Here is a 22,740-nt window from a genome sequence, read left to right on the forward strand (position 1 = left end):
TCAAATTCATAGATAGCCTCCATACCCAACTCTGGAAAAGCAATAACATCCGCTTTTTTGATCGCTTTCGAAACGAGGTAAGCGGCGCCACCAACTGCCATTAAATAAACAGCACCGAATTCTTTAATCGCCTCAATAGCAACAGGACCACGCTCAGACTTACCGATCATACCAAGAAGACCAGTCTTATCTAGAATTGTTCGGGTAAATTTATCCATTCGAGTTGCTGTTGTAGGACCTGCAGGACCAACCGCTTCATCTCTTACCGGATCAACAGGCCCTACGTAGTAAATAAAGCGTCCTTTCAAATCAACAGGAAGCTCTTCACCATTCGCCATCATTTCGACCATTTTTTTATGAGCAGCATCACGACCAGTTAACATTTTACCATTTAGCAAAATAGTCTCACCCGGTTTCCACTCTTTCACTTGCTCTGGGGTAATTGTATTCAAATCAACACGACGAACACTCTCACCTACTTCCCAAGTGATTTCTGGCCAATCATCAAGTGATGGTGGCACCAAGTCAGCTGGACCAGAACCATCAAGCACAAAATGCGCATGACGTGTAGCCGCACAGTTAGGGATCATTGCCACAGGCAAAGATGCTGCGTGCGTTGGGTAATCCATAATTTTCACATCAAGCACGGTCGTCAAGCCACCAAGCCCTTGAGCACCAATACCCAAGTTATTTACGGCATCAAAAATAGCAAGTCGAAGCTCTTCAACACGCGTTTGAGGGCCACGCTCTTTTAATTCATGAATATCGATTGGCTCCATCAGAGATTCTTTCGCCATAACCATGGCTTTCTCTGCCGTACCACCAATACCTATACCCAGCATACCTGGAGGACACCAGCCAGCTCCCATAGTAGGAACCGTTTTCTTAACCCACTCAACGATATCATCAGAAGGGTTTAGCATGGCCAGTTTGGATTTATTTTCTGAGCCACCACCCTTAGCCGCGACATGCACTTCAACAGTATCGCCAGGCACTACTTCCATATGAATAACAGCAGGCGTGTTATCCTTAGTATTTTTACGAGCGCCAGCAGGATCAGCAAGAATAGAAGCACGCAATACATTGTCAGGGTGAAGATAAGCGCGACGAACACCTTCATTAATCATATCAGTAACACTTTGCGTACCTTGCCACTGAACATTCATGCCGATTTTAACAAACACAGTAACGATACCTGTATCTTGACAAATCGGACGCTTACCTTCCGCACACATACGTGAGTTGATAAGAATTTGAGCCATCGAGTCTTTCGCAGCTTTACTTTCCTCACGTTCGTAGGCTTCATGCACCGCTTTTACAAAGTCTAAAGGGTGGTAATAAGAGATAAACTGTAGTGCGTCTGCCACGCTATCAATCAGATCATCTTCTTTAATAATGCTCATGCTTCTCTCCTGCCGAGTATTACGATTGAGTCGAAAATGAAATGGTAAAAGATGCTGCCCCGCAAAGAAAGCATTATGGCGACTTTTAAAGAAATATACCCTTCATCAATTTAATGAATAAAGGGCATACAAAGGAAAAATTTTCGACCGAAAAAACTTAACGATTTGCTTTTTGCTCTCGATCTGATTTAGGTTTTTGAACAGAGTGCTGAATGTACTCTTCGAGAATTTGCGCTGTAAACTTTTCGCGATCTGGCAGTGACGCAATTCGCTCAGCTTCCCAATTAATCAAACGGATAAAAACCGAATATTTTTTGATAAACCCATAGCCTATATCCCTTACCCCAACACCGTTGGTTTCCATCAAATAAATAACTTGCTCTAGGTTTTTCTGCGTTTCAAATTGGCCACCCTCACTCGCCGCAACCAATAGTCGCTGAATATGCTGGATAGGATTTTCAGACGCGCGTGTTTCTTTTTTGACCTGACTGGACGTAAGAAATTTATCCAACATCTCTTCCGTGTGTGTCTCACGCTCATGAACATCCGAAATAAGCGCAGACTCACGCTCCAGCAAGCGAATAAACAAACTTTTATTCTTAATGTCTGAGAACTCCAAATCCTTGAGCGAAAGACCATTTTCTTCCATGATCTCGATGACTTTTTCATAAGAGCCTGTCGCCTCTACGCCAACAGACACAGCAAGCACAAGATGACGACGCAACTCATGCATTATCTTGGCGGCTCTATAATCCTCTTTTCTTTGAAGATGTTGTTTTAGAGATTCCTTACTACTTGTTAGTGCGTGACTAACAGCATCGTAGCCTTGAACTGCTTCTTGCTCATCTCGCAGTCGAGCAATACGCACTTTAGTACATCCATCTTCCCACGCCTCATAAGACTTGGCCCTTGCTAGAAACGCTCTCTCTATGGCCTCTTCAAAGCTTTGCTCGATACGAGCACGCTCGGCGCGCTCAAGCACCTCCGCTTGCTCTTGCTCATGACGCTTCTGTTTTTTCAAAAGCAAACTCTCTTGAGCTAAAGAAAGTTGCTTATCCAGCGCTTCAATTTCAGCTTGCGCTTTCACCTCATCAAAATCAGCCAACTTGTCATATACACCTGACCAATACTGATCGTCCGAAAACGGCACATTTGGATCACTTGTCGCATACTGAGTTTTTAACGTTTCAGCAAAGCCTTGGCCAACCGGACGAAATGCTTGAGCAGCATTAATAACATTATCGTTCGAAGAGTAACTTGTAACATTGTCAAACTCCTGCTCAGGTGAAACACCAACCTCAACGTTATCACTATTAGTTATATTTTCAGCTGCCATATCACTCTCATCAACACCATCATCGTTTAAAGTTCCAACTTCAGATTCAGATACACCACAGTCAACCGAGTGACCAACACTCTCTTCCTCGACTATCCTATCAGAGCCATCAAAGCCGCCAAGCTCCATATCATCCAAAATTGTTCGTACAGACTCATAAGCTCTGTCCGCATCGTAACCCTTCTCACTAAATCGGCGCTGATAAACAGATGTATCAGATGACGACTTAACCAAGGTTTCTTTCAGAAAACGCGGCGCGGCACCACCCCAACTCACTCGGTAAAGCATCGAACGATCGCACAACTGCAAAATTGGTAACTCTCGTTGAGCTATCTCATATTGCCTAATCAGCGTTTCTGCATGGCGAAGAGCCATCGTCGATTCACTGGCATTAGAAGAAGTCGCTAAATTTAACAACTTAACCACTTTATGTATGGCCTTTTTTCTTTTGCGTATGCTCATAAAACATGCTTTCCGTGTTGGCTAAACGTCATCTATAGAAACCCCGCCCCCATCCAACTTTAGTAATAAAGATCGGCATCTCCGCCCGGCAGTCTCAAGTCATCACTTAGTAATGATTGAACCTTTTGCAAAATTTCAGCCAACTCTTCGTCTTTGTAAGAAATCGCATCCACCTTTCCCCAAATAGGCCCCGGCCAACACAGATCAGTCTTATAGCGAACAATATGATGAAGATGTAACTGAGGAACCTGATTACCCAAAGCGGCAATATTTAGCTTGGTGGCAGAAAATGCGTCATGCAGAACCTCTGCCAGCAGGCAACTTTCTGCCAGTAATTGCAAACGGTCTTCTTCAACAAGCTGATAGATCTCAGAAATATCATTGCGCTGAGGCACTAAAATAAACCAAGGAAAATTGGCATCATTAATTAAGCGTAACTGACACAAAGAGAAGTGCCCGACTAAGATAGAATCACGACTTAACACAGGATTTAACTCAAACATCTTTACATATTCCTATTTACAAGAAAGGCTTTCATAAGCACTATAGCACCCTATTTCTAAAAACTCTCAGAGACTTGGAGCTCGCATGACTGATGTGCAATGTGCTTTAGACGCACAAGCAAAATTAGCCGAATGTCCTCGTTGGGACGAACGTACTCAAACGCTCTATTTTGTCGATATAGATTCCTTCATTCTATATGCTTATGATACAAAATCAAAAAACCTAACAAGCCGAACATTTGATGAAGAGATTGGTTGTTTTTCTCTTGATAAAAACGGCGGTTTTATCGCTGCATTCCGCTCAGGCGTTTATACATTTGACAACATTAACGCGGAATTAAAGCCCTATTGGCTGGCAACATACGATCAAAAAACCACGCGATTTAATGATGGGCGATGCGATGCAAAAGGACGCTTTTTAGCGGGCACAATGTACTCTCCAAAAGACGCGTTCAAAGGTGCACTACATCAATTTAGCAAAGGGCACGAGTCCCTTTTAGATCAAGCTGCTTGGACATCAAATGGTTTAGCCTTCTCTCCCGACAACACAATCATGTACTACTCTGACACACCAAACCATGTGGTGTATCAGTTTGACTACAATATTGAAAATGGCGAAGCAAGCAACAAACGTGTTTTCATTCAGTTTCCTCATGGAAATGGCCGACCTGATGGTGCGGCAGTAGACAGCGAAGGAAATTACTGGTCCGCTCTTTATCAAGGGCAGCGAGTAGTAAAAATCAGCCCTAAAGGTGACATTCTCGAAGAGTTCCCAATTCCTGCGACCTACCCCACCATGGTTGCCTTCGGCGGACCTGAGATGAAAACACTTTATATCAGCACTTGTCGTGGCGCCCAAACAGCAGAAGAACTGGAAAAATTCCCTCAAGCTGGCGGTATATTCGCCCTTGAAACAAATGTAAAAGGCCAGATCGAACACCGTTTCGCAGGCTAAAATCGTATTTTTCGCAATTTAACTTACTTTAAAGAAACAGACATTATTATGCGCGCAAGCAACTATTTATTTTCTACCCTACGTGACGCACCAACCGATGCCGTCGTAACCAGCCATCAATTAATGGTTCGGGCAGGCATGATCCGTCAGATATCAAAAGGCCTATACACCTGGCTACCAACAGGACTCAAAGTTTTCCGCAAGGTAGAAAACATTGTTCGTGACGAAATGGAAAAAGCCGGCTCCCTTGAAGTCATCATGCCCGGCGTACAACCCGCAGAATTATGGCAAGAAACAGGACGCTGGCAGAAATACGGCCCAGAATTATTACGCCTCCAAGACCGCCACGGACGCGACTACTGCCTCGGCCCAACCCACGAAGAAGTTATTACCGATCTAGCACGCAACGAATTGACCAGCTATAAACAGCTGCCAATGAACTTCTTCCAAATCCAAACCAAATTCCGCGACGAAGTCCGCCCTCGCTTTGGCGTAATGCGTTCACGTGAATTTTGCATGAAAGACGCTTATTCATTTCACGTTGGCGCCGAATCATTGCAAGAAACATACGATGTGATGCATCAGGCTTATTGCAATGTTTTCGACCGCATTGGGCTGGACTACCGCCCAGTACGCGCAGACACAGGAAGCATTGGCGGTGCCTATTCACATGAGTTTCATGTGCTAGCCGACTCCGGTGAAGACGATATTGCCTTTAGTGACTCTTCTGATTTTGCTGCCAACATTGAGCTAGCAGAAGCGGTTTGCCTGAAAGAAAAAGCTGACGCACCCACCCAAGACATCGCTGAAGTCTTTACGCCTGACTGCAAAACCATTGCAAAAGTCGCCGAGTTTTTAAAACTGGACGTCACCAGCACTGTAAAAACCATGCTAGTAAAAGCGTTGGATGAAAACGAACAACCTACCATCGTAGCGCTTGTTCTTCGCGGCGATCACAACATCAACGAAATCAAAGTCGAAAAACTTTCTGGTGTCGTGTCGCCATTCGAGTTTGCCGATGAAGCCGACATTGTTGCGCAAATTGGTTGTGCCCCAGGATCTATCGGCCCTAAAGGCTTAGCAGAAAAAGGCATTCGCGTTATTGCCGACCGCTCAGCTGCCGTTATGTCTGACTTTTGTGCTGGCGCAAACAAAGACGACTACCACTACACCGGCCTTAACTGGGAGCGTGATTGCGCAGCCCTTGAAATTGCCGACATCCGCAACGTGGTTGAAGGCGACCCATCTCCAGACGGACAAGGCACCATCGTCATCAAACGCGGTATCGAAGTCGGTCACATTTTCCAACTTGGCCAGCAATACGCCGAAGCACTTAAAGCCACTGTTCTAGATGAAAACGGTAAGGCACAAGTTATGCACATGGGCTGCTACGGAATCGGAGTGTCACGCATTGTTGCCGCCGCTATTGAACAAAACTTTGATGAAAAAGGCATTTTGTGGCCGGAAAGCATCGCCCCATTCGACATCGCAATCGTCGCAATGAACTACGATAAATCTGAAGCCGTGCGCAATGAGTGCGATCGTCTGTACGCAGAACTAAAAGCAAAAGGCTTGGATGTATTGCTAGACGACCGCAAAGAGCGCCCAGGCGTTAAATTTGCAGATTGTGAACTACTTGGCATACCACACCGCTTAGTTGTAGGTGACAAAGGCCTAGAAAAAGGCACTTTAGAATACAAACACCGCAAAGCCGGAGAGAACGAAGATATCGCTATTGCTGACGCAATTGATTTCATTCTAAATAAGAAGTAACACTTTCACGCCTAAGCCTAACGAAAACATCCTTTTCGTTAGGCTTTTTACTGGCAAAAAAAGGAACCCAAATGACCACAATCTTCCACAACCCTCGCTGCTCAAAATCCCGCCAAACACTGCAACTTCTAGAAGAAAACGGCATTCACCCAGAAGTTCGCCTATACCTTCAAAACACACCAAGCATCGAGGAAATAAAAACGTTACTTGAGCAACTGGCGATAACCCCCGTTGAGCTCATGAGAACAAAAGAAGCCATTTATAAAGAGCTTGGATTAAACAAGGACTCCACTGACGAAGAACGTCTTCAGGCCATGCACACAAACCCAATATTAATAGAGCGCCCCATAGTCATACACAACAATAAAGCAAAAGTTGGCCGCCCACCGGAAGCCGTTCTGACTTTATTTAAATAAGCACTACTGAATAGGAGCCTCTTAATGACTCAGTCACCTTATGTATTGGTTTTATTTTACAGTCGACACGGATCAGTATCCGAAATGGCGAAGCATATTGCGCGTGGAATCAATAAAGTGAACGGCATGGAAGCAATGATAAGACAAGTGCCAGACGTGTCCGACACAACCAAAATGGCCTCACCAGCGCTACCTGAAAACGGCTCCCCCTATTGCACTCTAGAAGAATTGGCCGGATGCTCAGGCTTAGCCATTGGCTCCCCATCGTATTTCGGAAGCATGGCAGCACCACTAAAACACTTTATAGACCAAACATCGACGCTTTGGATGACGGGGCAACTGATAGACAAACCCGCCTGCGGTTTTACCAGCGCCAGCACTATGCACGGAGGTCAAGAGCAATGTATTCACAGTATGATGACGCCACTCCTTCACCATGGAATGCTCTGGCTTGGTCTGCCTTATAAAAACAAAGAACTCATCAGCACGCAATCAGGCGGCACACCATATGGTGCAAGTCATTTAGCCAACAGCACTTATGAAATATCCTTAACCAGCGATGAAAAAGTACTTTGCGAAGCTCAAGGTAAACGCCTTGCAGAAACCGCGTTAAAGTTAAAAAAATAACTCACTTATTTGATCCGTTTTAGAGACAAAAAAGCCGCAGCATCTAAACAGGCTGCGGCTTTAATAGCGCCTAACAAGCACAATCAGTGGCGAGGAAGCACAACATCTTTGAACAACAGCTCAACATCTTGTCGATTACCAGCCTCCATTGCAGCCATCACAACCTCTTTTGTGAGATGCGGAGCAAACGATTCAATAAACTTATACATGTAACCGCGAATAAACGTATTACTACGAATGCCGATTTTTGTGCAACTGTCCGCAAAGAGGTGGGATGCATCTAACGCAACCAAATCTGCATCTTGCATTTCATCATGAGCCATCGACGCAACAATCCCAACCCCAAGCCCCAACCTTACATACGTTTTTATCACATCGGAATCGGCGGCCGTAAACACAACATTAGGCTGCAACTCCGCCTCCTGAAAGGCCTGATCAAGCTGCGAACGACCAGTAAAACCAAATACATAAGTGACAATCGGGTATTCAGCCAACGCCTGCAAAGTTAACTTGCCAATACTGGCTAGAGGATGATCTTTTGGAACAACAACAGAACGATTCCATGTGTAGCATGGCAACATCACCAAATTCCCAAACAATTCCAGCGCTTCCGTTGCAATCGCAAAGTCAACCACGCCATCATTCGCCATTTCAGCAATTTGCATGGGTGTACCTTGGTGCATGTGCAAACTCACTTCAGGGTAACCATCAATGAATTGATTAATCACCTTAGGCAACGCATAACGAGCTTGCGTATGCGTCGTGGCAATATCCAAAGAACCTTTACGCTCATCACTAAATTCTTTGGCTACACGTTTGATGTTTTGCGTTTGATTCAGCACCTCTCCCGCTAATGCGATGATCTTCTCACCGGCAGGAGTGACGTGAGTTAGATGCTTTCCACTTCGGGCAAACACCTCAACACCCAACTCATCTTCCAAAAGACGAATCTGTTTACTCACGCCTGGTTGTGACGTATACAAGCTTTGCGCCGTGGCTGAAACATTTAAGTCATGACGCGCCACTTCCCATATATACCTAAGCTGCTGTAACTTCATCGCCTGCCTTATTCGAAAAAGAGTTAAAAACATAAGAAAATATTACTTTATAGAATAGTAAAAAACCTCTAGTGTTGCCAGCTTAAATCACTTTTATATGGCTTTTCGATGGATTTTCTTTGGTACATTTTTACTGGCGCAGCAGTGGGTTTGGCAGTAGGGATAACAGGTGTTGGAGGTGGCTCCCTAATGACCCCTCTTCTATTAATATTTGGCTTCCCACCGCACATCGCAATTGGTACGGATTTGATGTACGCGGGAATTGCAAAAAGTACCGGTGTGGTCATGCATGCCAAACGTGGGCATGTAAATTGGCGCATCGTTTTCGCGATGGCTGCGGGAAGCCTACCCGCATCATTTATTACTGTTTGGGCGTTATCACAATTTGAAAAGCCTGATCATTACCAAGAAATTCTAACCAGCACCTTGGGTGTCATGCTTGTACTGACCGCCATTGTCATTCTGTTTCGAACACGGTTAACAAAAGCACTTAATTTCTCAATCTCTGAAGACAAAAGCACTCGTATAATATTTGTTTGCGGCTTCGTTTTAGGCACGCTTGTTACCCTGACATCCGTTGGCGCTGGTGCATTAGGCACCGCTATTATGATGATTTTGTTTCCTGTCATGAGAGCAAAAAACATCGTAGGAACAGACCTCGCTCATGCCGTCCCTCTAACACTGGTTGCAGGCATAGGACACCTATTTTTAGGTAACGTAGATTACACACTACTTGCCGCCTTATTGATCGGCTCGATCCCCACAATCTATGTTGGGACGCGAATCGCAAGCCATGTCCCTAATCATGTTTTACAACCCGTACTAGCAACCGCACTGCTCTCATTTGGCGTGAAATATCTTTTCTTTTAAAAAATGAAAAAATGACGGCTCAGCGGTTCATTCAGATGAGAAAACACGATATTGTAAGCGGCTATAACTAAAAGCAAAAAAGCAGGAAACCCCGCAATGAGTAACAAACGTCTTGAAGACCTAAATATTGCCTCTTTTACCTCTTTGGTAACACCGAGCCAATTAAAAAAAGAGCTGCCCGTAAGTGACCACGTCAGCAGCCATGTTGCTGAATCTCGCGACATCATTAAGAACATCATGGATGGCAAAGATCACCGTCTTGCTATCGTCATAGGCCCATGCTCCATTCATGACCCTAAAGCCGCTTTAGATTATGCTGCACGTTTAAAAACATTAGCTGAAAAGCTAGACGACACATTGTATATCATCATGCGCGCCTATTTTGAGAAGCCTCGTACTACAGTAGGCTGGAAAGGCCTGATCAATGATCCAAATTTAGATGGCACCTTTGATATAGACAAAGGCATTCGCATAGGTCGTAAATTATTGATCGACCTTGCAGAACTTGGACTTCCGTTAGCAACAGAAGCTTTGGACCCAATTTCTCCGCAGTATATTCAAGATCTAATTAGCTGGTCTGCCATTGGCGCACGCACCACGGAATCACAAACTCACCGTGAAATGGCATCTGGCCTTTCTGGTCCAGTAGGATTTAAAAACGGCACCGACGGCGGATTAACCGTGGCTGTTAATGCCATGCAATCTGTATCGCACTCACACTCATTCTTAGGTATTAATGAAAGTGGTGAAGTTAGCATTGTTAACACCAAAGGAAATGCTTACGGACACCTTGTCCTTCGTGGCGGTAATGGCCAACCAAATTATGACGCCAAAAACATCGCTTTAAGCGAAGAAGCATTAACCGCGGCAAAATTGAAACACAACATCATGGTTGACTGCTCTCACGAAAACTCGAACAAAAAACCAGAGCGTCAAGTCAATGTAGTAGAAGATTCAACCCAACAAATCATTAATGGCAACCAGTCCATCATGGGATTGATGATTGAAAGTAATATTGGCTGGGGCAATCAAAAAGTGCCTGCCAATTTAAACGACCTTGAATACGGCGTATCTATTACAGACGCCTGTATCGACTGGGACACCACTGAAAAAGCACTGACAGACATGGCCAACGCTCTACGTGATGTATTGCCTAAACGCCAACGTGGATAACACTCTCTAGAGAACATCCACACACAAAAAAGGGGCGCCAGTACTGGCGCCCCTTTTTTCATCATCAAACAACACTTACATAAAAGCATTATCCGTAACACTGTGATCTGTAGAATCTTTAACCGCCGTCAGCGCCGGTACTTTTTCAATCAAGGTTTTCTCAACCCCTTCTTTTAGAGTCAAATCAACCGCACTACAACCTTGGCAACCGCCACCGAATTTCAATACGGCAACCGTACCATCAACAACTTCCAACAAGCTGACTTCACCACCATGAGCCGCCAAACCTGGGTTGATATCAGAATAGAGCACATAGTTAATCTGATCTTCAATTGGGCTATCTGCAGTCACTTTTGGCATCTTAGCGTTAGGTGCTTTAATCGTTAGCTGACCGCCCATTTTCTCAGTGGCGTAGTCAACAAATGCCTCATCCAGAAAATTCACCGAATTTTTTTCGATATAGACTTTCAGTTTCGGCAAATTCAAAATCTCGTCCGTCTCATTTACTTCATCAGGACGACAGTAGGCAAGGCATGTTTCGGCATATGGTGTGCCTGGCTGCTGGATAAAAATTCGCACAGCAATACCTTCTACTCCTTGCTTCTCAAGTAAAGAAGAAAGATATTCTTGGGCACCATCCGTAATTGTAATATTCATAATAACCCTTTCTAAATCTATACAACGATCAATGGGGGCTATATTACAGCAGATAATCCACAAAGCCAAAGACCAAGTAAAAAAGTAGGGTATTTTTCCTTTATCTATTTTTCATGGAGAAAAATATTTTCAAATAAGCCTTATTAGGAAAACCCCTAAAGATATAGATAAATATTCATTTTTAGAATAAAGGATATTTGCTAATATGCTTTCACTAAAATTTATTAACCATGGTTCATCCTACTATGTATCAATACGACGCCATTGACCAACAGCTTGTTGAAGAACGTGTAGCACAATTTCGCGATCAAACACGCCGTTACCTAAATAAAGAACTAAGCGAGCAAGAATTCTTGCCTTTACGCTTACAAAACGGCCTTTATGTTCAGCGCTATGCACCTATGCTACGTATTGCCATTCCATACGGCATGCTATCGAGCACTCAACTGCGTAAATTAGCAGACATCAGCTGCCGCTATGACCGCTCGTACGGTCACTTTAGTACTCGTCAAAACTTACAGCTTAACTGGCCTAAACTTGAAGACGTGCCAGATATCTTGGCGGAACTTGCTGAAGTACAAATGCACGCCGTTCAGACAAGCGGAAATTGCATTCGTAATACAACAACCGACCAGTACGCTGGCGTTATCTCTGATGAAATCGTAGACCCACGCCCATACTGCGAGTTGATTCGTCAATGGTCTACTTTCCACCCTGAATTCGCATTTTTGCCTCGTAAATTTAAGATTGCAGTGAACGCAACAGAATCTGCGGATCGCGCTGCAACACAAGTTCATGACATCGGCCTTCATATCAAGAAAAACGAAGCCGGTGAAGTTGGTTTTAAAGTTATCGTCGGTGGTGGTCTTGGCCGTACTCCAATGGTTGGTGTAACCATCAGCGAATTTATTCCACGCGCTGATCTACTTACCTATTTAGATGCCATTATTCGTGTTTACAACCAACAAGGTCGTCGTGACAACAAGTACAAAGCACGTATCAAAATATTGGTAAAAGCACTTGGTATTGAAGAGTTTCGCTCTCGCGTTGACGCTGAATGGGCCCACCTACGCGGCAAAGAAAGCACCGTACCAATGAGTGAGTTCGAACGCTTACAAGGCTTCTTTAGTGAGCCAAGCTACGAAGCGCTAGACAACAACCCTGCCAGCTTAACAAGCAAACTAGCAGACAGCGCAGGCTTTGCTCGCTGGTTCGAACGCAATACGTTTGAGCACAAAAAAGCAGGTTACCGCATCGTCACATTGACACTGAAAAAAGCAGGCCAAGCACCTGGTGACGCAACAGCAGAACAAATGCACAAAGCCGCAGACCTTGCCGACAAATACAGTTTTGGCGAATTGCGTGTTAGTCACGAGCAGAACCTTGTGCTTGCCGACGTACGACAAGAACAACTGGTCGATCTTTGGGAAGCAGCAAAAGAAGCGGGTTTCGCAACACCAACGCTAGGCTTACTAACGGACATGATTTGCTGCCCTGGCGGAGACTTCTGTGCACTGGCTAACGCCAAATCCATCCCTATCGCCGCACAAATCCAAGAAACGTTCAACGATCTTGATTACCTATACGACTTAGGGAATATCGACTTGAATATTTCTGGCTGCATGAATGCCTGCGGTCATCACCATGTAGGCAACATCGGTATTTTAGGTGTCGATAAAAAAGGTGAAGAGTTCTACCAAATTTCCATTGGTGGCGCTTCTGGTCACGACGCAAGCATCGGCAAGATCCTTGGCCCATCGTTTGCTCAAGAAGAAATTAGCAGTGTCATTCAAAAACTTATGAACGTTTATGTTGAAAACCGTTCAGAAGAAGAACGCTTCATCGACACTTATCGCCGCGTTGGCATCACACCATTTAAAGAGGCCGCTTATGCCAAAGCTAATTAAAAACGGCGAGATCATCGACAACAATAACCAATGGTTACAAGACGCAGACCAAGAAGTTACGGCCAGTAGCATTGTTGCCGCTCAAAAATGGCTTGCTGAAAAAGACAACATTGGCCATATTGCTGGCATTTGGTTGGAAGCTGGCGATGGCGTTGAATTTTTGAACGACGTAGACCTTAATCAGTTCGAAGTCATTGGCGTCCACTTTCCGGCATTTACCGATGGCCGAGGCTTCAGCTACGCTCGACTTTTAAGAGAACGCCTCAACTTTAAAGGTGACATAAGAGCACTGGGCAATTTTATCCCAGATCAATTAGGCTACCTTTTGCGTGTTGGATTTAACAGTTTCCAATTCAACGAAGACGTTGATCTTGAAAAGGCACTGGCACTGCATAAGCCCTTTTCAGTCGCTTATCAAGGTGACGTTGCAGACCCTAGACCGTTATTCTTACGTCGCTAGACAAAACATTTTCAATATAATCACGATAAAAGGCCATTACGATGGCCTTTTCTATTGCGTAATACTCCGCTCATGATTATCGTATAAAAAAGATAAAGTGATTGATTGTTAAAGGAACTTAACGTGTCTAAGAAGCGTATTACTGGCCTAATTGTTGGCTCACTACTTTCGGCCACTGTGCATTCTGCAACAGTGTATATTTCTGACATTCAATTTGTTGCTATTCGAGAAGGTCTAGACAACAGCACAAGAGCGGTAGAACGCGGTCTAAAAAGCGGCACCCCTTTGGAAGTTCTTGAACAAAGTGAAGGCTACACAAAGGTTCGAACTCCCTCAGGAAACGAAGGCTGGGTGGCTGATTACTTCCTTAGCGAAGACATGGTTAGCAGGGATCAATTAGACGCACTGCAGACTCGGCTGAATAAAAGCAACGAAACTCGAACTGAAATCGCCAATGCTCTCAATCTCAGCCAGCAAAAAATACAAAGCCTGAACAACATCAACACCAACCTTCAAAATGAAAACCAGCAACTCAAACTGAAACTTCAGAATGCCGCTGAACTTTCTGAAAAAGCCCAAGCCATTGTTTCGCAAAATGACGATGCCGGATATCAAATAGAAAGCCTTAAACAACAAGCAGCGGCTGCAGTAGCGAAGTCAGAAGAGCTACAAGACACAACGCAACAAAAATGGTTTATGCTGGGTGCATCAACCTTATTTGGCGGGTTATTATTGGGCATACTAGCACCAATGCTTAGACGTAAGAAAACCGGTACTGGATCTTGGTCTTAATATAGAGAGCACTGAATGGAAGCTTCGATAGTACACTCCTTTTTTCTCATCTTTGCTGGAGCCGCTGTCGTCGCTTCGGTTGCTTTATACACTAGGCAACCAATGATCATTGCTTATATAGCCCTAGGCATCTTATTTGGCCCTTCTGCATTATCGCTAATCAATGAACCTAAGCTGATGGATGAAATGAGCCATATTGGCATCATTTTTCTGTTGTTTTTACTAGGGCTGGACATGCAACCCAGCCACCTAATAAATATGCTCAAAAAAGCGTCTTGGATCGCCCTACTCAGCTCAGCTGTTTTTGCTCTGCTAGGCTACATCATTGCCTTATCTTACGGTTACAGCAATACAGAAAGCCTCATCATTGGCATTGCCATGATGTTTTCAAGCACCATTGTTTGCATCAAACTATTACCAACAACAGTATTGCATCACAAACACACTGGGGAACTGGTTGTAGGCTTATTGCTTTTGCAAGACATAATCGCCATTGCTGTACTGCTTGTTCTATACAGCATTTCTGACAACGACAACAATGGCGCCTTAGCGTATTTGAAACCCATTATCGGCCTACCTTTGGTAATCGCTGGCGCTTTCTTATTTGTAAAATACGTCTTATTAAAACTTATCGCTCGCTTCGACCGTTTTCACGAATACATATTTTTGGCTTCTATAGGCTGGTGCTTATCAATGGCCGTACTTGCTGAAACCACTGGGCTGTCCGCTGAAATGGGTGCATTTATTGCGGGTGTCGCCTTGGCGACTAGCCCCATATCGCAATACATCGCCACGCATTTAAAACCTCTGAGGGATTTTTTCCTTATCTTGTTCTTTTTCTCCATCGGTGCCAGCTTCAACCTAAATCTACTAGGGTTAGTGATTCTGCCAGCCTTAGTTCTGGCAATTAGCTCAATGCTCATTAAGCCTGTGGTCTTTCGCTACTTACTCAAAGGCATAAAAGAAGACGCCAGCACCTCTTGGGAAGTTGGCTTCCGTTTAGGGCAAGTGAGCGAGTTCTCATTACTGATTGCATACCTAGCAGCAAACATTGGCCTTATTGGCTCTGAAGCCTCTCATGTCATTCAAGCAACGGCCATTCTGAGCTTTGCCTTATCCACATATATTGTCATTTTAAACTTCCCCAATCCGATTGCCATTTCAGATAAATTGAGGCGTGATTAGCCTCCGTACTGGCTTACCACAAATTCACTTTATTAGGTTGATACACATTTATAAAATGCTTTTCGCTTTCCCCTTCCTTTGAACACATAAATTATAATAGAATAGCGCGAAATACTTGACTGCAAATGCAAAAAGTCTTGTATACTAACGCGCAAATTTCGTCCTCACTTATTTAGAGTAATGTAATGGCTGACTTATCAAAATACAGAAACATCGGTATTTTTGCTCACGTTGACGCGGGCAAAACAACCACAACAGAACGTATTCTTAAACTTACCGGTATGATCCACAAAATCGGTGAAGTACATGAGGGTGAATCTACTACTGACTTCATGGAACAAGAAGCTGAGCGTGGTATTACCATCCAGTCTGCGGCTGTTAGTTGTTTCTGGAAAGATCACCGCTTTAACGTTATCGACACACCTGGACACGTTGACTTCACAGTAGAAGTTTACCGTTCTCTTAAAGTTCTTGATGGTGGCGTTGGTGTATTCTGTGGTTCTGGTGGTGTTGAACCACAATCAGAAACTAACTGGCGTTATGCTAACGAATCTGAAGTTGCTCGTTTGATCTTCGTAAACAAACTTGACCGTCTAGGCGCAAGCTTTTACCGCGTTACTGAACAAGTACAAAAAGTACTAGGTGCAACTCCTCTTATCATGGTACTTCCAATCGGTACTGAAGATGAGTTCTGCGGTGTTGTTGACCTATTGTCTCGCAAAGCATACATCTGGGATGATTCTGGCCAGCCAGAAAACTACAGCATCGAAGACGTACCTGCTGACATGGAAGAGATCGTTGAAGAATACCGCGAGAAGCTAATCGAAACAGCGGTTGAGCAAGATGACGACCTAATGATGGCGTACATGGACGGCGAAGAGCCATCTGTTGACGATCTAAAACGTTGTATCCGTAAAGGTACTCGTGACCTAGCGTTCTTCCCAACGTACTGTGGTTCTGCATTCAAAAACAAAGGTATGCAGCTTCTTCTTGATGCCGTTGTAGATTACCTACCAAGCCCTACAGAAGTAGATCCTCAAGATCTTACTGATGAAGAAGGTAACCCAACAGGCGATAAAGCTATCGTATCTGCTGATGAGCCACTTAAAGCGCTTGCGTTCAAAATCATGGACGACCGTTTTGGTGCCCTAACTTTCGTTCGCGTATACTCTGGCGTATTGAACAAAGGCGACACTATCCTAAACAGCTTCACGGGCAAAACTGAACGTGTAGGCCGCATGGTAGAAATGCAAGCAGACGACCGTAAAGAAATCAGCACAGCGCAAGCTGGTGATATCATCGCGATCGTTGGCATGAAAAACGTTCAGACTGGTCACACTCTTTGTGATCCTAAGCACCCTTGTACTCTTGAAGCAATGGTATTCCCTGAGCCTGTAATCTCTATCTCTGTTACTCCTAAAGACAAAGGCGGTAACGAGAAAATGGGTATTGCGATCGGCAAAATGGTGGCAGAAGATCCAACATTCCGTGTTGAAACTGACCAAGATTCTGGCGAAACCATCCTTAAAGGTATGGGTGAGCTTCACCTAGACATCAAAGTAGACATCTTGAAACGTACTTACGGTGTAGATCTAATCGTTGGCCAACCACAGGTTGCTTACCGCGAGACTATCACTAAAGCAGTTGAAGATACTTACACTCACAAGAAACAATCTGGTGGTTCTGGTCAGTTCGGTAAAATCGACTACCGCATCAAACCAGGTGAAGTGGGTTCTGGCTTCAAGTTCACTTCTACTGTTGTTGGTGGTAACGTACCAAAAGAATTCTTCCCTGCTGTAGAAAAAGGCTTTAAGTCTATGATGGAGCAAGGCGTTCTAGCTGGCTTCCCAGTATTAGACGTTGAAGTTGAATTGTTTGACGGTGGATTCCACGCGGTTGACTCCTCTGCAATTGCCTTCGAAATCGCTGCTAAAGGCGCATTCCGTCAGTCAATTCCAAAAGCGGGCCCTCAGCTAATCGAACCTATCATGAAAGTTGACGTGTTCACTCCAGATGACCATGTTGGTGATGTTATCGGTGACCTTAACCGTCGTCGCGGCATGATCAAAGACCAAGAGAAAGGTTTGACTGGTGTTCGCATCAAAGCAGACGTTCCTCTATCTGAAATGTTTGGTTACATCAGTACTCTACGTACAATGACATCTGGTCGTGGTCAGTTCTCTATGGAGTTCTCTCACTACCTACCATGTCCATCTAACGTAGCTGAAACTGTTATCGCTGCAATTAAAGAGAAGAAAGAAAAAGAGAAGAACTAATTTCTCCCTATTCTTTCTGATCTGAAAAAACCCGATACATAAGTATCGGGTTTTTTATTGCCTATAAGAAGCCAAATAGCCGTTACAAAAAAAAGCGCCTAAGCGCTTTTTTTAAAGATGAAAGGCCTTCTATTTATCTGGATTAAAAAGGAACCGGATACTCTTTAAAGACTGCCATAATGTCTTTTAACGCTTCCTCTGACAAAGTCATATCAAATGCAGACATATCCTCTTTAAGCTGCTCTAAAGAAGTAGCACCAATGATTGTCGAACTGACACCATCAACCTGGTCACACCAAGCCAAAGCCAATTGAGCCGCTGTAAAACCATGCTTCTTTGCTACCTCTAGGTAGGCACTTACCGCTTTATCAACTAATGGCGTATCGCGAAAAATGCCGTTACGTTGCGCATAAGTCCAACGACTGCCTTCTGGTCGAGCACCACCAAGATATTTACCCGTCAATGCGCCCGCCGCCAATGGAGACCAAGGCAAATACGCTACATCTTCATGTACACAGTTTTCAATCAAGTAAGGCCAATCTTTCGCATGCAATAAACTAAATTCATTTTGAATGGAGGCAACACGCGGCAAATTATGCTTTTCACTTAAACGAATAAACTCGTTAATACCCCACGTAGTATCGTCAGACAACCCGAAATGACGAATCTTACCTGCCTTAATACACGCATCCAACCCCTGCAGAATATCCAACATTTGCGCCGATTGCTCATCACGATCGACGTGAGTAAAACCAATCGCCCCCGGGAAATGTTTGGCAAAATGTGGTGTCGTGCGATTAGGCCAATGCAATTGATATAAATCGATGTAATCCGTTTGAAGACGCTTTAAAGAAGCATCCACGGCCTCAATAACCGTTTTGCCAGAAATATTGCTGCCATCACGCACATAATGCAAACCTGGCCCGGCAATCTTGGTGGCTAAAATAAACTCTTTACGACGAGACGGATTACGCGAAAGCCAATTTCCAATAATCGACTCCGTTTTGCCGTAAGATTCAGGTGTTGGCGGTACGGAATACATTTCCGCTGTGTCAATAAAGTTCACGCCATTCGCTAAAGCATACTCAATTTGAACATCAGCATCAGCTTGGTTGTTTTGAGTGCCCCACGTCATGGTACCCAAACACACTCGAGAAACTTCTAAGCCGGTACGGCCAAGTGGTACGTATTTCATTAGATCAACCTTTTAAATTCAAACGGCACATACAAGATGTGAAAAATAACCAAAGGGTCAATGTAATAAAATTTTGTCTTTCTGACCAGTTTTATCAACGAAAACAATAAGGAGTTATATCTGAGCATTCAGAACAGCTCATCTATTCGCTGAACTACTGCCCATTAAGCAATGGCTCGTAACGCTGATCGGTTAAGGTCTTAAGAAAAGCCACGATCGCATCCACTCGCCTATCTGGTAAGGCAGGCGCCTTTTCCAACGTTGCCAAATCCACTTTCTCAGGCACCTCAGGCTCACCCCATAGCTGACCTGTTTCCGGGTTAATTACACGTTTCGGGTTGTTGTATTTATCATAAAAAAGCACAACAGTACGCAGATCTTGAAACACCCCGTTATGCATATAAGGCCCAGTCACAGCCACATTCCGCAAAGACGGCACTTTAAATTTACCCGCCTGTCTAGGGTCATTGATGGCAGGATTATCCAATAATCCGAAGTCTTTTTTATTGCCATTTTGCGCCATCAAATCGGGGTTGGCTGGCACACCAATATTCCGGTATTCGTAATTTGTAAATGTCTCTTGCGGGTTAAATGGTGACGAACTCAGTTGGTGACAAGCATTACAATTTGTAAATTGCTGAGAGAAGAACAAGGTCTTTCCCAGCTCCTCTTGCGGCGTAAGCTTAATTTCGCCCCGCAACGCCCGATCATACCGAGAATCAAACGGCATAAACATGGATGTTTTTTCAAACGTAGCAATTGCATCGGCAATAGCGGCATACCCCTTATCCGAGTCGTTTAAAACATCTTGCCCATAAATGGATCGAAATACATTGTCATAACGCGAGTTTTCTTTGACTCGACTCACTACAGCGGCGCTGTCTGGCATTGCCATTTCGACGGGATTTACTAATGGCCCCTCCGCTTGTTTAGCCAAACCAGAGGCGCGCCCATCTAGGAATTGCCCCCCCCCGATATTCGCCGTTAGGCATACGATGAAATGACGGAGAAAATGCCGCATACGCCGCTGTCGGCGTATTTCGACTCCCCATAGACAATCTATCACTGCCTAACGAGACAGCACCCAGCAGCGCATCCTGCCTTTTATCTACAAATCCATTTGCCAAGTCATGACAAGTAGCGCAAGACTGATTTCGCTCTTTAGACAAATTCACATCAAAAAATAACTGCGCCCCCAGCATCGCCTTTGGGTCAGTCATCGGAATAGGAAGTTCGGCAGAAAAATGCGCTGATTTAGGTTTCTCTGCTAAATGTTTGGGCTCACTACAAGCCGAAATAAGCAGAGCAACAGCAACAACCCCAAATGAAAAACGCAACATTAAAATGCACTCTATAAATCGATAATGAATGGGGTGAATTGTACACCGATGATAATAGTTCGCAAAAGCATGACCTTTCAATTTACCTAAATGATAAAAAGCAGCCGGGCCACTCAACAAAAAAAAGCGCCAGATAACACATGAAAAGTGTTATCTGGCGCCTTCCCAATCAATCCTTACCAGCAGAATTAGAACTAATTCTGCTCTGGCAAAGTAACATTCAACTCCAGAACCGAACAATCGTCCGTATTATCCAACTGGATCTGCACGTCCTCATTGCCAATGTTTACGTACTTCCGAATGACATCAATAATTTCTTGCTGCATCTGAGGCAAATAGTCTGGCTGATGGCGCTTACTGCGCTCATGGGCAACAATAATTTGCAAACGGTCCTTCGCAACAGACGCTGAGGTAGGTGCACTTTTACTTTTAAAATAATCAAAAATTCCCACTCTAACCCCCTAACAAACGTTTGATAAAGCCTTTTTTCTGCACCTCTAAGAAACGCAGAGGACGCTCTTCACCCATCAAACGATCAACGGCATCCATATAAGCCAAGCCCGCTTCCGAGTCTGTATCCAAAATCACAGGCGTCCCTTGGTTAGACGCCTTCAAAACTGCCTCAGACTCAGGGATCACACCTAATAATGGAATCGCCAAAATATCTTCCACATCAGAAACACTCAGCATTTCACCCAAAGCAACACGTCCAGGGTGGTAACGCGTTAGCAACAAATGCTCTTCTATCGGTGATCTTCCTTCTTCCGCACGTTTAGACTTACTCTGCAAAATGCCAAGGATACGATCCGAATCTCGAACAGAAGACACCTCAGGGTTAGTCACCACAATGGCCGCATCGGCGAAGTAAAGCGCCATCTGAGCGCCTTTTTCAATGCCTGCTGGAGAGTCACAAATGATGTAATCGAATTCTTTAGCAAGCTCTTCGAGAACCTCCTGAACCCCTTCAATCGTCAGTGCATCTTTGTCACGAGTCTGAGACGCTGGCAATATAAACAAATCTTTCGTGCGCTTGTCTTTAATTAACGCTTGAGACAACGTGGCTTCTTTATTAATAACGTTCACAAAATCATACACGACGCGACGTTCGCAGCCCATAATCAAATCCAGATTACGCAAGCCCACGTCAAAATCAATAATAACGGTTTTATGTCCTTTTAACGCAATTCCAGTCCCAATAGCAGCACTGGATGTTGTCTTGCCAACACCACCCTTGCCTGAGGTGACTACTATGATCTTTGCCAATGCTATATCCCCCGATAAACTCACCTGAGTTTATCCAAATAATAAAATAAATAATGAACCTTAAAGCGGTACGATTTCTAAGCTATCGTCAACTAATAACACTTGCGCGCTGTCTTTCCAAACGATATTTTGCAGCGCATCACTCAACATAAAATTACCCGCAATGGAAACCAACTCGGCCTCCATGCTTTTACAAAAAATTCGTGCGTCCACATCGCCTTTCACACCCGCTAAAGCTCGGCCTCTTAACGCACCATAAACATGTATATTGCCGTCTGCCAATACTTCAGCGCCCGCACTGACTTGCGCCAGAATAATCAAATCGCCTTCGGCATAAACTTGCTGACCCGACCGAATAGGTTTTGTGATCACCTTAGTCGCCTGCGGGACTAAACGCTCTTCAACAACCGTTTTTACTACCACATCAGGGCTAGCTTCTTCTTTCACTGTCGGCGCCGCGTTGATAGACCTCGCTTTGCTCGCGGGCAAAAGCGGAATAGTCACGGACGATTTCCATGCAGGAAGATTATCGGGATCGCAACGCCAACCAATCACTCCTAACCCAAGAGCACTGACGGATTGAATCAACGTTTCGAACTCATCAAGGATAATTCCTCTTTTCATTTTCGAAATATCGATAATGATCGGCGCTTGATGAAAGAAATGCGGCACTTGCTCAATCTTTTCTTTGAGATGAAACACAATGTCATCCAATGAAAACACCTGAACTTCTAACAAAACCGTTGTAACGACACTTCCTTTAAGCCGGAAGCCTGAGTCTGTCATGCAAACTGTCCTTTTTTAATACCTTAAATGGCTCTAAATACAACCAAGCCGTGCCAAACTTTCATCAACAGCAACGAAAAACCATTCTATCAAGCTGAACGATTAATGAAAGTCAGCACAACACTCTCTTTACAGTAATGAAAAGCAGTCACCTGCTCCCTTATAGTGCTAAGGATAACGTAAAATGCGCAATAATGAACGAAAGATTAACCATTTGATTTAGTTAATATTTTACAACTTACTTACATACTTGTTCCCATTAATCTGGGGAAAACTTTTGCACCATAACTAACCAGCAAAACA

General features: G+C 44.2%; 22 protein-coding genes (1 of these 22 running past the window's edge). 11 read left to right on the forward strand and 11 right to left on the reverse strand.

Features of this window, described 5'->3' with window-relative positions; all coding sequences use genetic code 11:
• The 3 genes from AABA11_RS08690 to AABA11_RS08700 all read right to left on the reverse strand — a co-directional run.
• Nucleotides 1-1,403: the 5' portion of a fumarate hydratase gene (locus AABA11_RS08690; protein ID WP_338267074.1), read on the reverse strand. It extends 115 nt beyond the left edge of the window; 1,403 of the gene's 1,518 nt are visible here — the first part of the coding sequence; it begins with the start codon at nt 1,401-1,403; its stop codon lies off the left edge, out of view.
• Between the two features lie 157 nt (nt 1,404-1,560).
• Nucleotides 1,561-3,201: a DUF2786 domain-containing protein gene (locus AABA11_RS08695; RefSeq protein ID WP_338267076.1), complete on the reverse strand. Its 1,641-nt coding sequence runs from the start codon at nt 3,199-3,201 to the stop codon at nt 1,561-1,563.
• Nucleotides 3,202-3,260: 59 nt separating this feature from the next.
• Entirely contained in the window at nt 3,261-3,704 is a 444-nt protein-coding gene (locus tag AABA11_RS08700; RefSeq protein WP_265730094.1) for an HIT domain-containing protein, read from the reverse strand.
• Nucleotides 3,705-3,789: 85 nt separating this feature from the next.
• Here AABA11_RS08700 and AABA11_RS08705 point away from each other — a divergent pair, with 85 nt between their 5' ends.
• From AABA11_RS08705 to wrbA, 4 genes are all read left to right on the forward strand, one after another.
• Nucleotides 3,790-4,659, forward strand: a complete 870-nt coding sequence (locus tag AABA11_RS08705; protein WP_265730095.1) for an SMP-30/gluconolactonase/LRE family protein — start codon at nt 3,790-3,792, stop codon at nt 4,657-4,659.
• Nucleotides 4,660-4,707: 48 nt separating this feature from the next.
• On the forward strand, nt 4,708-6,432 hold the full coding sequence (locus tag AABA11_RS08710) for a proline--tRNA ligase (RefSeq protein ID WP_338267079.1): 1,725 nt from the start codon (nt 4,708-4,710) through the stop codon (nt 6,430-6,432).
• A gap of 71 nt (nt 6,433-6,503) precedes the next feature.
• On the forward strand, nt 6,504-6,848 hold the full coding sequence (arsC, locus tag AABA11_RS08715) for an arsenate reductase (glutaredoxin) (RefSeq protein WP_338267081.1): 345 nt from the start codon (nt 6,504-6,506) through the stop codon (nt 6,846-6,848).
• Between the two features lie 24 nt (nt 6,849-6,872).
• On the forward strand, nt 6,873-7,475 hold the full coding sequence (wrbA, locus tag AABA11_RS08720; protein WP_338267083.1) for an NAD(P)H:quinone oxidoreductase: 603 nt from the start codon (nt 6,873-6,875) through the stop codon (nt 7,473-7,475).
• Nucleotides 7,476-7,558: 83 nt separating this feature from the next.
• Here wrbA and cysB read toward each other — a convergent pair whose 3' ends face one another.
• On the reverse strand, nt 7,559-8,533 hold the full coding sequence (cysB, locus tag AABA11_RS08725; RefSeq protein WP_338267086.1) for an HTH-type transcriptional regulator CysB: 975 nt from the start codon (nt 8,531-8,533) through the stop codon (nt 7,559-7,561).
• 108 nt (nt 8,534-8,641) lie between these two features.
• On the opposite strand from cysB, the gene AABA11_RS08730 reads away from it, so the two are divergent.
• On the forward strand, nt 8,642-9,403 hold the full coding sequence (locus AABA11_RS08730) for a sulfite exporter TauE/SafE family protein (RefSeq protein WP_338267088.1): 762 nt from the start codon (nt 8,642-8,644) through the stop codon (nt 9,401-9,403).
• A gap of 96 nt (nt 9,404-9,499) precedes the next feature.
• Nucleotides 9,500-10,576: a 3-deoxy-7-phosphoheptulonate synthase gene (locus tag AABA11_RS08735; protein WP_265730101.1), complete on the forward strand. Its 1,077-nt coding sequence runs from the start codon at nt 9,500-9,502 to the stop codon at nt 10,574-10,576.
• Nucleotides 10,577-10,651: 75 nt separating this feature from the next.
• Here AABA11_RS08735 and nfuA read toward each other — a convergent pair whose 3' ends face one another.
• Nucleotides 10,652-11,233 (reverse strand): Fe-S biogenesis protein NfuA, encoded by a 582-nt coding sequence (nfuA, locus tag AABA11_RS08740; RefSeq protein ID WP_265730102.1) that lies wholly within the window; start codon nt 11,231-11,233, stop codon nt 10,652-10,654.
• A 245-nt stretch (nt 11,234-11,478) separates the two neighbouring features.
• On the opposite strand from nfuA, the gene AABA11_RS08745 reads away from it, so the two are divergent.
• The 5 genes from AABA11_RS08745 to fusA all read left to right on the forward strand — a co-directional run bounded on the left by AABA11_RS08745 (nt 11,479) and on the right by fusA (nt 17,853).
• A complete protein-coding gene (locus AABA11_RS08745) occupies nt 11,479-13,140 on the forward strand; it encodes a nitrite/sulfite reductase (protein WP_265730103.1) in 1,662 nt (553 codons plus the stop codon).
• The gene (locus AABA11_RS08750; protein WP_265730104.1) at nt 13,124-13,600 is read left to right on the forward strand and encodes a DUF934 domain-containing protein; all 477 of its coding nucleotides are present in this window, start codon (nt 13,124-13,126) and stop codon (nt 13,598-13,600) included. Before AABA11_RS08745 ends, AABA11_RS08750 begins: the two co-directional genes overlap by 17 nt.
• A 123-nt stretch (nt 13,601-13,723) precedes the next feature.
• The gene (locus tag AABA11_RS08755) at nt 13,724-14,392 is read left to right on the forward strand and encodes a TIGR04211 family SH3 domain-containing protein (RefSeq protein WP_338267093.1); all 669 of its coding nucleotides are present in this window, start codon (nt 13,724-13,726) and stop codon (nt 14,390-14,392) included.
• A gap of 15 nt (nt 14,393-14,407) precedes the next feature.
• The gene (locus AABA11_RS08760) at nt 14,408-15,577 is read left to right on the forward strand and encodes a cation:proton antiporter domain-containing protein (RefSeq protein ID WP_338267095.1); all 1,170 of its coding nucleotides are present in this window, start codon (nt 14,408-14,410) and stop codon (nt 15,575-15,577) included.
• Nucleotides 15,578-15,762: 185 nt separating this feature from the next.
• Nucleotides 15,763-17,853, forward strand: a complete 2,091-nt coding sequence (gene fusA / locus AABA11_RS08765; protein WP_265730107.1) for an elongation factor G — start codon at nt 15,763-15,765, stop codon at nt 17,851-17,853.
• 142 nt (nt 17,854-17,995) lie between these two features.
• On the opposite strand, the gene AABA11_RS08770 is transcribed toward fusA, so the two are convergent.
• The 6 genes from AABA11_RS08770 to minC all read right to left on the reverse strand — a co-directional run bounded on the left by AABA11_RS08770 (nt 17,996) and on the right by minC (nt 22,437).
• The gene (locus tag AABA11_RS08770) at nt 17,996-19,048 is read right to left on the reverse strand and encodes an aldo/keto reductase (RefSeq protein ID WP_265730108.1); all 1,053 of its coding nucleotides are present in this window, start codon (nt 19,046-19,048) and stop codon (nt 17,996-17,998) included.
• 154 nt (nt 19,049-19,202) lie between these two features.
• Complete coding sequence (locus AABA11_RS08775) at nt 19,203-19,985, reverse strand: cytochrome-c peroxidase (protein ID WP_338267098.1); 783 nt, start codon at nt 19,983-19,985, stop codon at nt 19,203-19,205.
• Entirely contained in the window at nt 19,978-20,388 is a 411-nt protein-coding gene (locus tag AABA11_RS08780; RefSeq protein ID WP_338267100.1) for a cytochrome-c peroxidase, read from the reverse strand. Before AABA11_RS08780 ends, AABA11_RS08775 begins: the two co-directional genes overlap by 8 nt.
• Before the next feature lie 194 nt (nt 20,389-20,582).
• The gene (minE, locus tag AABA11_RS08785) at nt 20,583-20,840 is read right to left on the reverse strand and encodes a cell division topological specificity factor MinE (protein ID WP_265730111.1); all 258 of its coding nucleotides are present in this window, start codon (nt 20,838-20,840) and stop codon (nt 20,583-20,585) included.
• A gap of 1 nt (nt 20,841) precedes the next feature.
• Nucleotides 20,842-21,651 carry a septum site-determining protein MinD gene (gene minD / locus AABA11_RS08790; RefSeq protein ID WP_338267103.1) on the reverse strand — a complete coding sequence of 270 codons (810 nt, stop codon included), beginning with the start codon at nt 21,649-21,651 and terminating at the stop codon, nt 20,842-20,844.
• Between the two features lie 60 nt (nt 21,652-21,711).
• Complete coding sequence (gene minC, locus AABA11_RS08795) at nt 21,712-22,437, reverse strand: septum site-determining protein MinC (protein WP_265729838.1); 726 nt, start codon at nt 22,435-22,437, stop codon at nt 21,712-21,714.
• Nucleotides 22,438-22,740 lie beyond the last annotated feature (303 nt).

This window comes from Marinomonas pontica, assembly GCF_036322735.1.
Lineage (GTDB): Bacteria > Pseudomonadota > Gammaproteobacteria > Pseudomonadales > Marinomonadaceae > Marinomonas > Marinomonas pontica.

Excerpts from the sequence above, each read along its gene's own strand:
- fusA (WP_265730107.1), top strand. The coding sequence starts at position 15,763 with ATGGCTGACTTATCAAAATACAGAAACATCGGTATTTTTGCTCACGTT.
- AABA11_RS08750 (WP_265730104.1), top strand. The coding sequence starts at position 13,124 with ATGCCAAAGCTAATTAAAAACGGCGAGATCATCGACAACAATAACCAA.
- AABA11_RS08695 (WP_338267076.1), bottom strand. The coding sequence starts at position 3,201 with ATGAGCATACGCAAAAGAAAAAAGGCCATACATAAAGTGGTTAAGTTG.
- AABA11_RS08730 (WP_338267088.1), top strand. The coding sequence starts at position 8,642 with ATGGATTTTCTTTGGTACATTTTTACTGGCGCAGCAGTGGGTTTGGCA.
- AABA11_RS08705 (WP_265730095.1), top strand. The coding sequence starts at position 3,790 with ATGACTGATGTGCAATGTGCTTTAGACGCACAAGCAAAATTAGCCGAA.
- AABA11_RS08770 (WP_265730108.1), bottom strand. The coding sequence starts at position 19,048 with ATGAAATACGTACCACTTGGCCGTACCGGCTTAGAAGTTTCTCGAGTG.
- AABA11_RS08735 (WP_265730101.1), top strand. The coding sequence starts at position 9,500 with ATGAGTAACAAACGTCTTGAAGACCTAAATATTGCCTCTTTTACCTCT.
- AABA11_RS08710 (WP_338267079.1), top strand. The coding sequence starts at position 4,708 with ATGCGCGCAAGCAACTATTTATTTTCTACCCTACGTGACGCACCAACC.
- AABA11_RS08780 (WP_338267100.1), bottom strand. The coding sequence starts at position 20,388 with ATGTTGCGTTTTTCATTTGGGGTTGTTGCTGTTGCTCTGCTTATTTCG.
- minC (WP_265729838.1), bottom strand. The coding sequence starts at position 22,437 with ATGACAGACTCAGGCTTCCGGCTTAAAGGAAGTGTCGTTACAACGGTT.
- AABA11_RS08745 (WP_265730103.1), top strand. The coding sequence starts at position 11,479 with ATGTATCAATACGACGCCATTGACCAACAGCTTGTTGAAGAACGTGTA.
- arsC (WP_338267081.1), top strand. The coding sequence starts at position 6,504 with ATGACCACAATCTTCCACAACCCTCGCTGCTCAAAATCCCGCCAAACA.
- wrbA (WP_338267083.1), top strand. The coding sequence starts at position 6,873 with ATGACTCAGTCACCTTATGTATTGGTTTTATTTTACAGTCGACACGGA.
- AABA11_RS08700 (WP_265730094.1), bottom strand. The coding sequence starts at position 3,704 with ATGTTTGAGTTAAATCCTGTGTTAAGTCGTGATTCTATCTTAGTCGGG.
- AABA11_RS08760 (WP_338267095.1), top strand. The coding sequence starts at position 14,408 with ATGGAAGCTTCGATAGTACACTCCTTTTTTCTCATCTTTGCTGGAGCC.
- cysB (WP_338267086.1), bottom strand. The coding sequence starts at position 8,533 with ATGAAGTTACAGCAGCTTAGGTATATATGGGAAGTGGCGCGTCATGAC.
- nfuA (WP_265730102.1), bottom strand. The coding sequence starts at position 11,233 with ATGAATATTACAATTACGGATGGTGCCCAAGAATATCTTTCTTCTTTA.